The organism is Acidobacteriota bacterium, assembly GCA_039030395.1.
Classification (GTDB): Bacteria; Acidobacteriota; Thermoanaerobaculia; order Multivoradales; family JBCCEF01; genus JBCCEF01.
In genome coordinates this window covers 33,303-46,780 of the sequence record JBCCEF010000003.1, presented here as the reverse complement: position 1 = coordinate 46,780, position 13,478 = coordinate 33,303, and the positions used below count along the sequence as shown (strand labels likewise).

Below are 13,478 nucleotides of genomic sequence, written 5' to 3'. Positions count from 1 at the left end.
CCAGGCACCCAAGAAGATGCGGCTTTTTCCTGTTTTAGTTCTCAGGCCCTTGCTGGCCGTCGGGCTGGTGGCGATGGTGGCGACACCCGCTGCCGCCCACGACTACTGGATCGAGCCGCAATCCTTCACGGTGGAACCCGGCAGCCTCGTGCAGCTCGACTTGCGGGTCGGCGACGAGGCGCCGGGGGAATCCCTTCCGTTCGACCCCACCCACGCCGAGACCTTCTCACTGGTGGGAGGGGACGGACAGCGGCCGGTGCTCGGCCGCCCCGGCGCGCGACCGGCCGGCAATGCCCGGCTCGGCGAAGCCGGCCTCTACGCGGTCGCCTACGGCAGCGCCGCCCGCTCCGTCACCCTCTCTCCGGCGAGCTTCGAGAGCTACCTGCGGGAAGAGGGTCTCGACTCGGTGATCGCCCGCCGGAGCGAACTCGGTGAAACCGACCAACCCGGCCGGGAGCTTTTCGCCCGTTGCGCCAAGACCCTGATGACGGCCGGAGCGTCGCCGGTAGCGTTCGCCGCCGGGCCGCCGGCTTCCGAACATCCGGCACTGGCCCCTCTCGGCCTGGAACTAGAGATCGTCGCCGAGCAGATACCGGCCGCGGGACGAGAGCTTTCCCTGCGCCTCCTCCTGCGGGGCGAACCCCTCTCCGGACTGCGGGTCAGAGCACGCCCCCTCGGTGAACCCGCGAGTGCGACCTTCCGGACGGCGGACTCCACGGGGCGCGTCCTCTTCGAACTCCCATCCGCCGGTCCGTGGATCGTCACCGCCGTGCACATGGAGCGGGCGGAGGCCGCGCCGGACCACGAGTGGCGGAGCCTCTGGGCCTCCCTCACCTTTCTCGCCGCCGGCGGCGACTGATCTCCACCCTCTACCCGCGCTGGGACTGGTAAGCTGATCGGCGGTCGGGTCGTTCCCCGCCGAAGTTGCCGTTGATGTAGGTCTCGTATTCGCCGTCGCCCCATTTCCGGGTCGCGTGTTGTCGTGTCGCAAGCCCCTGGGTTGAAGCCTTCCGTGTCCCCCGTACTGGAATCCCTACACCATCGCGCCCGCGCCGTCGGCGCCCGGATCGTGCTTCCCGAAGGCAGTGATCCGCGGGTGCTCGAAGCGGCCCGCATCGCCCGGGACAGCGGCCTGTGCCGGCCGATCGTCGTCGGCCCGGAGTCCCTCCAGCGGGAACTGGGAGCGGACATCCCGGTGATCCAGCCGGCCGACGACGACGGATTTGACGCTCTGGTCGATCGCCTGGTGCGGCGCATGGAGGCACCGCGTCCGGCGGTCGAAGAACTGGCCCGCGATCCGCTCTACTACGCGGCGCTCCTGGTGGCCGTCGGCCGTGCGGAGGGAGCCGTGATGGGCGCCGTCGCCACTACCGCCGACACCCTGCGCGCCGCCCTGCGGGTGTTCGGCACCCGCCCGGGGTTGTCGGTGGTGTCGTCCTGTTTCTTGATGGTGCTCCGGGACGGCCGCGGACTGATCTACAGCGACTGCGGCGTCGTGCCGGAACCCGGCCCGCGCCAACTCGCGGATATCGCCGAAGCAGCCGCCGAGAGTTGTCGAAGGCTGCTGGCGGAGGAGCCGCGAGTGGCGCTGCTGTCGTTTTCCACCAAAGGCAGCGCCGAGCACTCTTCGGTGGAGAAGATCCACCGAGCGGTGGCCATCCTGCGCCAGCGGGAGGTCCGCTTCGCCTTTGACGGCGAACTCCAGGGCGACGCCGCCCTGGTACCCGCCATCGCCCGCCGCAAGGCCCCCGGCAGTGCCGTGGCGGGTCGCGCCAATGTGCTGGTATTTCCAGACCTCAACGCCGGCAATATCGCCTACAAACTCACCGAGCGGCTCGCCGGAGCACGCGCCGTCGGCCCTCTGCTGCAGGGCCTCGCCGGCCCGATCCACGACCTGTCCCGCGGTTGTGAAGCGCGGGATATCGTAGACGTGATGGCGGTCGCCGCCCTCGGTGCCGAAGCACAGCAATCCCCAGCAGGACAGGAGAGTTCACCATGAAAGTTCTAGTCATCGGAAGCGGGGGTCGGGAGCATGCCCTGTGCTGGAAACTGCGCCAGAGCCCGGCCTTGACGGAGCTCTTCTGTGCCCCCGGCAACCCCGGCATTGCCGCCCTTGCAGATTGCGTCAATATCGCGCCGGACGAAATCCAGAAGCTGGCGGATTTCGCCACCGACATGAAGATCGACCTGACGGTGATCGGTCCGGAACTGCCCCTCACCTTGGGCCTGGCGGATGAGTTGGAGCGCCGCGGGCTGGCCGCCTGGGGTCCCTCCCGGGAAGCCGCCCAGATCGAGGGCAGCAAAGTCTTCGCCAAGAAGTTCATGCGCCGCCACGGTATTCCGACGGGCGACTTTGCGGTGGTTCACGATGCCGCCGAGGCGCGCGAAGCGCAGCAACGCTTCGGCTTTCCGGTGGTGCTGAAGGCCGACGGACTCGCCGCCGGCAAGGGCGTGCTGATCCCGGAGAACGAAGAGGAGTTCGACCGCGCCCTCGACGACCTGTTCGAGGCGCGGCGCTTCGGGACCAGCGCCGACCGGGTGCTGGTGGAGGAGTTTCTGGAGGGCGAAGAGGTCTCTTTCATCGCCCTGTCCGATGGCGAGCGCCTGCTGCCGATGGCAACCAGCAAGGACTACAAACGGATCGGTGAGGGCGACACCGGACCGAATACCGGCGGCATGGGCTGCCACAGTCCGGCGGGTGTGCTGCCGTCCGGCGCCGCGGCGGAGATCCTGGAGAAGATCCTGCGGCCGACGGTCGCCGGCATGGCCGCCGAGGGTCGTCGCTTCATCGGCTTTCTCTACGCCGGCCTGATCCTGACGGAGGACGGCCCCAAGGTGCTCGAATACAACGCCCGCCTCGGCGACCCGGAAGCGCAACCGCTCCTGATGCGGCTGGACGAAGATCTTCTTCCGGTTCTCTCGAGCGGCGCCGCGGGACAGTTCGAGCCTCGCCGCCTCGCCTTCAAAAAGGAGGCCGCCGCCTGCGTGGTGCTCGCCAGTCGCGGCTATCCCGGCACTCCGGCCAGAGGCGAGGTCATCGAAGGACTCGCGGCGGCGGAGGAGCTGGCCGGGGTGGAGGTCTTCCATGCCGGCACCGGCCGCACCGACCAGGGGGTGGTCGCCACCGGCGGCCGGGTGCTCAACGTGTGCGCCCGCGGCTCCGATCTACTCGACGCTCTCCGGCATACCTACGCCGCCACCCAGGAAATCCACTGGCCGAGCAAGGTGCTGCGGCGGGACATCGGGCGCCGCATCCTCGACGCTCAGAGCAGTTCGGCGGGCGCCTGAAAACCGTTTAGTTTTCAGGCCTCAACGCGCGTTGACACCGCCCGGAACGACTGGCATACTGACCGCAGTATTGCTTTTTCGGAAAGACCGCAAGTACACGAATCGAGCACGGTTCGTGGAACTCGGCCAACCGCTTTTCCGTTTCGGGCGATCCAGATTTCCAAGGGCCTGGGTCCCCTGGGAAGGTTGGGGACCGCCCGGCGGAAATTTGATTTCAACTTCACCTCAGGGACCGAATCGTATGGGTGGGTGCTCCGGTTGTTCCTTCAAGGGCATGTCGACGGCGGTCGAAGACACCTTCGTCGGCGTGCGCTTCGGTGAAGAGACCAATTTGACCCTTTGTGCCACCGGCGGCCGGCTGTTCGCCCAGGGCGATCCGGTGGTGGTGGACCTGGACGCCGGTCCCGCCTACGGCAAGGTGGAGAAGTCCCCCATGCCGGTGTTCAAGCCGTGCCAGAAATCGAGCGCCCGCGCCATTCTGCGAGCCGCCGGAGATTCCGACGCTGCCGCCCACGACCGCCAGATGGCGAACCAGCACGCGGCCAAGCTCTACTGCCAGGAGCAGGCGCGCCAGCTCAAACTGGAGATGAAGATCTCGCGCGTTGACTTTTCCCTGAACGGCAAACGGGCGACCTTCTACTTCACCGCCAACGGACGGGTGGATTTTCGCCAGTTGGTGCGCAACCTGTCGCGGCGCTTCTCGGTGCGGGTGAAGATGGTTCAGGTGGGCGCCCGGGACGAGGCGGCGCTGCTCGGTGGCGTGGGCATTTGCGGCCGAACCCTCTGTTGTTCCACCTGGTTGAAGGACTTTCGTCCCATCTCCATTCAGATGGCGAAGCGCCAGAACTTGAGTCTCAATCCATCGAAGATTTCGGGGCAGTGCGGGCGACTTCTCTGCTGCCTCGCCTATGAGGATCACAGCTACAGGAAAGGCGCCCGCGGCAAGGCTGCGCGGGCCTAGCCTTTTGCTAAGGACCGACTCATGGATATGGCGAATCGCAAGCTGATCCGGCCCGACCTCCAGGACTCCAAGGGGGCCGCATCGCGCGGCGTCCGACGCAAGCAAACGCCTCCGGAGCAGACCCACGCCGAGGAGTTCTACTACCTCAAGCAGATGGCGGCAAAAACCCCGATGGTGGTGGTGTTGACGGATGGCGAGGAGCTGCGCGGCTGGATCGAGTGGTACGACAAGGGCGCGATCAAGCTCAACCGCCAGGCGGAACCCAATCTGCTGGTGCCGAAGCACAACATCCGCTACCTGTTCAAGGAAGAAGAACTCAAAAAGCGCGGCCGCCGACGCGCTACCACCGCCGGCAAATGACGTGCGCCGGCCCGTGACCCCCCGTCCGTGACGGTTCCCACCCTCGCCCTCACCCAGGGTGATCCCGCCGGCATCGGCCCGGAGATCCTCCTCACCCTCGTCGCTCAGCCGGCGCCACCCCGCGCCTGGCGTCCCTTGCTGCTCGCCGAGCGAGCGGCCCTCGCCGCCTACCCTGGGATTCTCGAACCGGATCGCCTCTGCTACTTCGACCAGCCGCCGTCGGCGCGAGAACTCGATGGCCTGGCGGAAGAGGTCGTCGCGGTGGTGGACCCGGTGGGGGAAAAGCGGGCCGTCGTTCCCGGATCGCCACAGAGCGCCGACGCCGCCGGCGCCCTGGCGGCCCTCGACCTCGGCGCTCGGTTGGCCGAGGAGGGAATCGTCGACGCCCTGGTGACAGCTCCCTTGAGCAAGGAGACCATCGATCGCTGGGTGCTGCCCGGTTTCGTCGGCCACACCGACTACCTGGCCCAGAAGAGCGGGCTGCAACGCTACGGACAGGATTATTTGATGGCCTTCCTCGCCCCGGACCTCCAGGTGGCGTTGCTCTCCACCCACCTGTCCTTGCGCCGGGCGATCGAGGGCATCACCGGCGACGCCCTCGAAGAAGCCCTCACCTGCCTGCACCGCCACGCCGGCGGCCGCATCGCCGTCGCCGGCCTCAATCCGCACGCCGGAGAAGGCGGCCTCCTGGGCGAGGAGGACGACGACATCCTCCAACCGGCGGTCGCCGCCGCCCGCCGCCGAGGGATCGACGCGAACGGCCCGTTCTCCGCCGATTCTCTCTTCGCCCGAGCCCGTTCCGGCGAGTTCGACTGGGTACTCGCCCTCTACCACGATCAGGGCCTGATCGCCGTCAAGACCCTCGCCTTCGGCCTCGCCACCAACTGGACCCTGGGCCTGCCCTACCTGCGCACCTCCGTCGACCACGGCACCGCCTTCGACCTGGCCGGCACCGGCCAGGCGGACGCACACCCGCTGATCCGGGTGGTGGAAACGACGCTGGAACTGATCGCTGGAAAGCTGCCGCGACGATCGCGGCAGGGATTTGAAGACTCGTAACTCTCAGGAAGCGCCGCGGCCGGACAGAACCACCGGGATGGTCTTGAACAGGATCTTCAAGTCGAGCCAGGGGGACCAGGAGTCGATGTACTCGAGGTCCAACTCCATCCAGCGCTCAAAGTCCAGTTCGTTGCGGCCGCTGATCTGCCACAGGCAGGTGAGACCCGGCTTCATGGAGAGGCGGCGGCGCTGCCAGCGCTGGTACTGAGCGACCTCTTCGGGGATCGGCGGCCGCGGACCCACCAGGCTCATGTCGCCGCGCAACACGTTCCAGAGCTGCGGCAGCTCGTCCAGACTGAATTTGCGCAGGAAGCGCCCCAGGGCGGTGACTCGGGGATCCTTGGAGACTTTGAACACCGGCCCGTCCATCTCGTTGAGGTGCTGTAGATCGCCGCGCTGGTGCTCCGCCCCCTCCACCATCGTGCGGAACTTGTAAAGAGTGAAGGAGCGGCCGTTCAGACCGCAGCGGGTCTGCCGGAAGAGTACCGAGCCCCCGCCGGTGACCTTGATCGCCATGGCGATACAAAAGATCACCGGCATCGCCAGCAGCAGAACCATCGCCGACAAGGCCACGTCGAGCACCCGTTTAGCGAGTAGCTGGGTGAGGCTGGTCGGGGTGGTGGAGAAGGTCAGCATCGGCATGCCGTCGAGCTCTTCGAACTGCACCTCGGCCGGTGTGCGGGGGAAGAAGTTCAGGGCGAAGCGGGTGCGAATACCCTGCTCCTGCAGCACCACGAACAGTTCTTCCAGGTGGTCCAGCTCTTTGCGGGAAACGGCAAAGATCACATCGTCCACCACATGACGCTCGATGATCTCGGGAATCTCGTCAGCGCTGCCGAGGATCGGATAGCGGCGCGCCGAGAAGCCTTGCCGCAGCGCTCCGGTGGTCACAAAGCCGATGATCTTGAAACCCCAAAAACGGTGATCCTCGATCGAGTGGGCGATCCGAATCGCCGTCGGGTTGGTGCCGACGATCATCACCGTCCGGTAATTGAGGCCTCGCTGGCGCACGTAGCGCGCCGTCAACCGCACCGCAAGCTTTTCGGCCAGCAGCAAGACGAAAGTCAATAACGAGAAGAGGAACAGCCAGGAGCGGCTGATCTGGTCGTCCAGGAGCTTCTCGCCGAGGCGCATGGCGAAGATCGTCAAGGTGAAGATGACGATGCCCGAGGCACAGATCCGAAACACCGAGGCCGCTTCCTCAAGGAGCGGCACCGTGCGATGCGAGTCGCGATACTGACCGGAAGTGAGCAACAGAATCGCCCACAGAGGAATCACCAGCGGCAACAGCGGCAGATACGCCGACAGGGGATAGAGACGCCCCTGGAAGGCGTCCGGCATCCACGCCGGCAGCAAAGAATCGCGCAGCCAGTAGGCGAGGAAGAACGCCACCGCCACCAATGCCAGATCCAGCGCAAAGGTGGTGACGGAGAGAATGCGGGCTCGTTCTTTTAGCATCGCGGCGACCGTTCGGTGAAACTCACCCTCTGGGTGTCCATCATCTAGGCTCGATCTATGTCACTGACACATATTCTAACGCATCGCGCCGCGAATCCGTCCAAGAAGCCCCCGTATGGCGAGGGTCTTCAGCCTTTCGCCAACCTCCGGAGCAGCGCCTCGTAGAGATCCGTTACGGCGTCCCAGGAGAACCGTTCCTCCGCCTGCCGGGCCGCGGCGCGCCCTCGGCGCCGCGCCATCTCGGGATCCTGCCGCACGGCTTCCATCGCCGCTGCCAGCTCGCGCGGCTGCTCGGCGCGGAAGTAGAGAGCGGCCTCGCCGGCCACTTCCACGTTCTCCGGCGTGTCGTTCACCAGCAGGCAGTTGCCGTATCCCATGGCCTCCACCAGTGCCGGATGGGTACCACCGACCTCCGTCGCGTGGACATAGGCGAGGGCATGGGAAAGCAGCTCCCGGTAGCCCTCACCGTAGATCGGCCCCGGGAAGATAATACGCGGGTCGGCGCCCTGGGTGAAGCTCGCGATATAGCCAGCGGCATAGGGAGCCCCGCCGACCATCACCAACGGCAGGTCGCTGCCGACGGCGCGATAGGCCTCAGCCACCCGATCCGGGTTGTTCTCCGGCTCGAAGCGACTGACGTACAAGAAATACCGCCGCCGCAGCAGCCCCAAGCGATCGAGGGTAGCGGTGCCGCCCGGCACCACCGGATCCACGCCATAGGTGATCGGCGTCGATTCGGCCCCGTAGCGCTCTTCGTAATGTTGGCGAATGACCTCCGCATCGGTGACCAGGGCGTTGGGCACAACGCAGGCCAACCGCTCCGACAGGGCGTAGACGGCCCGCCCGACGGCCCCCCACTTGCGGCGGCGCTTTTCGATACCGTCGACGTGAAGGGCGGTGGGGATGCCCGTCCAGCGGAGCCCCGGAACGAACATCGCGTTGGCGGAGTTCACCACCAAGGCCGCGTCATAGCGCCGGAAGGCCGCGTGGATCACCGACAGCAGGGTGTGCACGGGGGTATCAAAGTACTTTCCGCGCATCGTAGGCAACACCGCCAGTTCGACGTCGCCGAGGCGGCGGAGCCCATTGGGAGTGACGTGGGAACGGCAGTAGACGGTGACCCGAAAACCCCGCTCCGCCAGCCGCCGGGAGAGTTCCTCCATGAGCGTTTCGTAGCCGCCATAGCGATTCGGAATTCCGCGACTGCCGATCAGCGCCACCCGCGGGCCGGTCCGCGGCACATCGCTCACGGTGCGTCTCCGGAGTCGACCTCGGCCAGCGGGAGCCCCGGCACCCCGAACCAGCGGTCGAGTTCCGCCGCCGGCAGGGTGCGGCGCTCCTGGATCACCCGGCGGCGGGCGAGGATCTCCCGGCGATGGCGCCACAGCCAGCCATAAGCCCCGAGGGAGGTGCGCTCGCGCAGCAAGATCCAGCCAAAGGCCCCGATGTCCCGCGCCAGAGCCGCCGGCAGGGTGCGCCAGAAATTGCGCCGGGTCTGGTGGTAGCAGCGCAGCAGGTAGCGGTTCTTCACCGAGTGGAGATTGACCACCGGCGGCATCTGACGGCGGCGTTCCGGCAGGTTCCACCGACGGTGCTCGGCCTCCGCCTCGGGCTCGTAGAGCACCTCCCAGCGGCGCTCCCGCAGGCGGAAACAGAGCTCGGCGTCCTCCCGAAAGGAGTGGAACCGGCGATCGAACACCTCGCCGTCGATCGCCACGTCGTCCAGGGCCTCGCGCCGCCACAGGCTGGCCGCCCCGGTGGCCCCGAACACCCGATCCGCCTGCCGCCACTGACCGCGGTCGACAGCGCCGGAACCGCGGTCGAGGTGGCGCCAGGTCTTGGTCAGGCGCATACCGCAAGCATCCAGGCATTGTTCGGCGGGCCGCGCGCCCACCGGGCGCACCAGCCGACCGGTGACGGCGCCCACCGGCCATTCCGGATGGCGCAGCGCCCGGGCCAGCAAGCGGGTGAGGTAGCCGGCGCGCGGCCGGGCATCGGCGTTCAAACTCAACACCCAGGGATCATCCGACAGGCTGAGAATGCGGTTCATGCCGCCGGCGAAGCCGCGATTGTCCGGCAGCGCTTCCAGCTCGAAGGCGAGTCCGGCGGCGATCAAGCGCGCCGACTCCCGGCGCGCCGATTCCGGCGACCCGTCCCCGCTGGCGCAATCCACCACCACCACCCGCAGTGGCCGGTGGTCCAGCCGCGCCACGGCGGCGAAGCAATCGGCGAAATCGTCCGCATCGTTGTGGGTAACGATGGCGACGGTAACGGCCGGGGGCGGGCTCCCCGAGGAGGGCGCTGGCGGCGGCGGGCTCAAGACCGGACCCCGTACCGGCGGCGGAGAGACTCAGGCCGGCGCCAGCGGCTGACGACCCCCAGGGCCAAAGTTCTCAGACCCTCCGCCGCCTGCCAACGGCTCACCGCCCGGCGCGGCCGGCGCAAGGGCAGCGCGATGCAGCGCAGAAGGGCGGTCACGGGCAGGACGATGCGAAGGAACGCCGCGGCCGCTTCTCCGAAATGCTTGGTCGTGTAGCGCATGAGGTTGCGGTAGTAGATCCACAGGAACGAGCCGTAGCCGAGGCTCGATACGGTCGCGCCGAGAGCGTGCCGAAAGGTTGCGGCCGGATGATAGACGAGGACGTGCCCGGCGGCTTGCAGGCGCTGGGCGAAATCCACGTCTTCGAACCATGCCGGGAAGAATTCCGGATCGAATCCGCCAACTTCCTCAAAGGCCCGTCGGCGAAGGGCCAGGGCGGCCGCCGCCGGTTGCTCGACCGGACTTCCGGCGGAAGGTTCCCGATCGGGCCCGGCGCCGCCAGCGAAGAAGCACGCCTGGAGCATGAGGTCCCCAAGGCTCGGCAGACGACGGAGCTGCCAGGGGGTCTGCGGCTCGCCCGCAAGGTCGACCAGACGCGGCACCAGGCCGGCGGCATCCGGGTAGGTCTCAAAACCCGTCAGCAACGCTTCCAGGGCGTCGGTCAGATCCGCCGTCTCCTCCGCTGGAGCGAGGTCCGGATTGAGGATCAGCAGCCGCTCGGAACAAGCCCGCTCGACGCCGGCGTTGACACCTCCGGCGAAACCGAGATTGCCTTGGCGGATCACCGCCGTGGCGCGGCCCCTCAGGATTTCGTCGAGGGAACCGTCGGAGCCGTTGTCGACCACCACCAACTCGAATCGCGGATCTTCCGGCCAGGCACGCACCAAGCGCTCTAGATGGTCCTCGTCCCGCCAATGAATCACCACCGCCGAGAGTTCGGGAACCATTCGCGTACCCTATACCGGAGTTGGGGACAGAACGTTTTCCCACCGGTCTGCGTACCTACCTACACAAGGACGCTCCGGCCGGTGGCACCGCCGCCGCGCAGATGCGTCCCGGGATCGACGAGGAGACGACACCTAGGAAGAGAGACCACACAGAGCCCACGGAACCAGCGGCCACCGGGGGTGCTCCCGCCGGGAGCAGTGGAACCGCAACGCCGTCGGGATCACGACCGGTAAGGAGGTTTCCCATGGCATCACCGAACCTCGCTGCTCCATCCGTCGCGACTTTTCCCCGACTGACCACCCAGGCGGCCCTGCCCCCAGCCTGTCGCCGCCTGGATCCGAACCGCAGTACCGACGAACTTCGCCCCCTCGAAGAGATTCTCGAACGCCGGGTCAAGGGCCAGAATCCCGCACTGGCGGCCCTGCTGAGCGCCCTGGCGCGCCCACTCTCGGGACTCAAGGATCCGCACCGACCTCACCTCAGTGCTCTGCTCCTAGGCCCCACCGGCATCGGCAAGACCGAAACCGCCAAGGCGGTAGCCGAAGGCTTGCTCGGCAACGAGGCGCACTTGGTGCGGGTGAACTGCGAATCCTTTGCCCACAGCCACGAAGTGGCCAAGCTTCTCGGCTCACCGCCGGGCTATGTCGGCCAGAACGTGGAGCCGCTCCTGAGCCAGGGGCGCCTCGACGCTGGGCACCTGAGCCTGCTCGACAACGGCGACGTACCGCCGCTCGTCGAACGCATGAGTGGCGGTAAGGATGACCGCGTGTCGGTGATCCTGTTCGACGAGATCGAGAAGGCCGACCCGGTGCTCTGGACCACCCTCCTCGGGGTGCTGGAAGACGGCATCCTCACCCTCGGCGACAACACCACCAGCAGCTTCCAGAGTTCGGTGATCTTTGTCACCTCGAACGTCGGCGGGCGGGAGATGGCGCATCTATTGGAAAAGCCACCGCTGGGCTTCGCGCCCGCCGATGGCGAGGCGGAACTGGATCTCGCCGGAGCCGCCGTCCAGGCGGCGCAAGACACCTTCCCGCTGGAGCTGATCAATCGCTTCGACGAGGTGATCGTCTACTCGGCCCTCGACCGGACGGATCTCGAAACCATCCTCGACAAGTTCCTAGCGGAACTCCACGACCGCGCCGTCAAGCAGGCGGACGTTCCCCTGCTGCTTCGTTTGAGTGCCGAGAGCCGGGAACACATCCTGGCGACGGGAACCGATCCGCGCTTCGGCGCTCGCCCCCTCCGGCGGGCGGTGGAGCGGCTGCTGGTGGATCCGCTGTCCCGGCTGATCGCTTCGCGGCAGCTCGCCGCCGGTGACGTGGTGGAGATCGAACTGGAAGAGGGCGCCCTGGCTTTCTACCGCCAGGGCGACGCCACGGTTCACCACGTTGTTGCCTGAGGCGACCTTCGGCCCGCCGGCGGCTCGGAGTAGATCAAGCCGGCGGGCCGCCCTTACGCCCACCCGGGCTCCCGGGATTCTCGGCACTCCGGAGCCTGCGAGTTTCGATGCCGCTACTCCAATAATCAGAATTTGCAATTATTCGGTTAATAGAATATTCTCCGCGACAGCTTAGGAGGCCTCCCGAGCGCGTGAAGGTGCGGAGCCCCGGAAACGTCCGGGCGCCCGCACATTTTCCAATCTTTTTTGCAACAAGGAGGTTGCATGAAAAGGTTTCTCTCGCTTGGATTGGTACTCGCCGTCGCCCTCGCCCTATCCGCTTCGGCGTCCACCTTCGTGGCGCAGTCGCAGGACGACCTGCTCCGCGAATCCACCGCCGTCGTCGAAGGCACCGTCTTGACGGTGGACTCCTTTTGGAACGAAACCAACCAGATCATTGTCACCGAAGCTCAGGTGCAGATCGACGATGAAATTCTCGGCAAGGCCGACTCCATCGTCACCGTGCGCACCTATGGCGGCGAGGTCGATGGCTTCCGGGTGGAAGCTCACGGCTTTCCCACCTTCGAGCCGGATCAGAAGGTGCTGATGTTCCTCCAGCCGGACGACCACGGCACCCACAAAGTCACCGGCTACCAGCAAGGCCTCTACCGCGTCGTCGAGAACGACGCAGGCGTTGCAATGGCGATTCCTGCCGTTGAGCTGGAAACCAACCTCGTGACCCTCGACGGGCTGAAGGCGTCGCTGCCGGCGGCTCAGAACCTGGACGAGCTCAAGACCTCGATCCTCGACGACGCGGCGGATGCCGGCCTGATCCACCGCTAGGCGAATAGGAGACGATTTCTGATGAACAAGCACCGTTTCGCAACCCTCGTCACCTTCGCCCTTCTCACCTTGCTGTTCGCCGGCAGCCTGTCCGCCTACGTGCTGCTCAGTCCGCGCCGCACCTGGAACAGCGCCCCGACGATCATCGTCGACAACCGCGGCTTGTCGAGCGTCATCGACGGTGACGGCGGCCGTACCCGCACCCGCAACGCCATCCGCTCGAACGCCGGCTGGAACGGTTCCGGCGCCGGCCGGGTGGTGTGGGCGAACATCGGCTCTGTCGGCTCCTTCCGGCTCGGAGACGGCCGGCCGATGCTCAACTTCCGCGACCCGATCGGGGTCTGCACGGGAGGCTGCTTGGCGGCCACCTTCACCGGGTACTACACCCGGCGGTCGAACGGCACCTACCGGATCTTCGACGCGGACATCGTCACCAACACCCGCTTCAACTGGGGCTCCCGCGGCGAGACCTGCGCCGGTCAGGAGTTCTACGTGGAAGCGGTGATGGTGCACGAGGTCGGTCATCTCCTCGGCCTCGGCCACTCGCCGGTGGGCAACGCGACGATGTTCGCCTCCACCGGCCCCTGCAACGACTCGCCGCGCACCACCGCGTCGGACGATGAGGCCGCCATCCGCGATCTTTATTAGAAGTCTCTGCTGAAGATGCGCTTCGCGCATTTTTCAGCAGGCCTTCTAATGGGTTCTGAGGGGGGCTAAAGGCGCCCCCCTCGGCCAGTTCCTGGCCTCACCCCTACGCGGGCCGCCCCGTCCTCGGCGGGGGCGCCCAGCCCTCTCGGGCTCGGTCGCGGGTTGAGCCTAGTACCCGGCTGTAGTTCAAGGCCGGCGTGGCCCTCCAGGGT

General features: G+C 66.8%; 13 protein-coding genes. 9 read left to right on the top strand and 4 right to left on the bottom strand.

Going from position 1 to position 13,478, the window contains the following annotated elements; genetic code table 11:
• Positions 1–16 precede the first annotated feature (16 nt).
• From AAF481_04510 to pdxA, 6 genes are all read left to right on the top strand, one after another.
• Positions 17–859 (top strand): DUF4198 domain-containing protein, encoded by an 843-nt coding sequence (locus AAF481_04510; GenBank protein ID MEM7480413.1) that lies wholly within the window; start codon positions 17–19, stop codon positions 857–859.
• Between the two features lie 153 nt (positions 860–1,012).
• Entirely contained in the window at positions 1,013–1,999 is a 987-nt protein-coding gene (gene pta, locus AAF481_04505) for a phosphate acetyltransferase (GenBank protein ID MEM7480412.1), read from the top strand.
• On the top strand, positions 1,996–3,288 hold the full coding sequence (gene purD / locus AAF481_04500) for a phosphoribosylamine--glycine ligase (protein MEM7480411.1): 1,293 nt from the start codon (positions 1,996–1,998) through the stop codon (positions 3,286–3,288). The genes pta and purD overlap by 4 nt, the downstream gene beginning before the upstream one ends.
• 241 nt (positions 3,289–3,529) lie before the next feature.
• On the top strand, positions 3,530–4,249 hold the full coding sequence (gene ricT / locus AAF481_04495; GenBank protein MEM7480410.1) for a regulatory iron-sulfur-containing complex subunit RicT: 720 nt from the start codon (positions 3,530–3,532) through the stop codon (positions 4,247–4,249).
• A gap of 21 nt (positions 4,250–4,270) precedes the next feature.
• Positions 4,271–4,609, top strand: a complete 339-nt coding sequence (locus AAF481_04490; GenBank protein ID MEM7480409.1) for a hypothetical protein — start codon at positions 4,271–4,273, stop codon at positions 4,607–4,609.
• Between the two features lie 27 nt (positions 4,610–4,636).
• Positions 4,637–5,668, top strand: coding sequence for a 4-hydroxythreonine-4-phosphate dehydrogenase PdxA (gene pdxA, locus AAF481_04485; protein ID MEM7480408.1), 1,032 nt, complete (start codon positions 4,637–4,639; stop codon positions 5,666–5,668).
• 3 nt (positions 5,669–5,671) lie between these two features.
• Here pdxA and AAF481_04480 read toward each other — a convergent pair whose 3' ends face one another.
• The 4 genes from AAF481_04480 to AAF481_04465 form a co-directional block, all read right to left on the bottom strand.
• The gene (locus AAF481_04480) at positions 5,672–7,126 is read right to left on the bottom strand and encodes a sugar transferase (protein MEM7480407.1); all 1,455 of its coding nucleotides are present in this window, start codon (positions 7,124–7,126) and stop codon (positions 5,672–5,674) included.
• Between the two features lie 128 nt (positions 7,127–7,254).
• Positions 7,255–8,376 (bottom strand): glycosyltransferase, encoded by a 1,122-nt coding sequence (locus AAF481_04475; protein ID MEM7480406.1) that lies wholly within the window; start codon positions 8,374–8,376, stop codon positions 7,255–7,257.
• A complete protein-coding gene (locus AAF481_04470) occupies positions 8,373–9,446 on the bottom strand; it encodes a glycosyltransferase (GenBank protein MEM7480405.1) in 1,074 nt (357 codons plus the stop codon). Before AAF481_04470 ends, AAF481_04475 begins: the two co-directional genes overlap by 4 nt.
• Positions 9,443–10,393, bottom strand: a complete 951-nt coding sequence (locus AAF481_04465) for a glycosyltransferase family 2 protein (protein MEM7480404.1) — start codon at positions 10,391–10,393, stop codon at positions 9,443–9,445. Before AAF481_04465 ends, AAF481_04470 begins: the two co-directional genes overlap by 4 nt.
• 245 nt (positions 10,394–10,638) lie before the next feature.
• Between AAF481_04465 and AAF481_04460 the strand changes: the two genes are divergently transcribed.
• The 3 genes from AAF481_04460 (at position 10,639) to AAF481_04450 (ending at position 13,266) form a co-directional block, all read left to right on the top strand.
• On the top strand, positions 10,639–11,796 hold the full coding sequence (locus AAF481_04460; GenBank protein ID MEM7480403.1) for an AAA family ATPase: 1,158 nt from the start codon (positions 10,639–10,641) through the stop codon (positions 11,794–11,796).
• Between the two features lie 264 nt (positions 11,797–12,060).
• Positions 12,061–12,618: a hypothetical protein gene (locus AAF481_04455; protein ID MEM7480402.1), complete on the top strand. Its 558-nt coding sequence runs from the start codon at positions 12,061–12,063 to the stop codon at positions 12,616–12,618.
• A gap of 21 nt (positions 12,619–12,639) precedes the next feature.
• Positions 12,640–13,266, top strand: coding sequence for a matrixin family metalloprotease (locus AAF481_04450; GenBank protein ID MEM7480401.1), 627 nt, complete (start codon positions 12,640–12,642; stop codon positions 13,264–13,266).
• Positions 13,267–13,478: the final 212 nt, after the last annotated feature.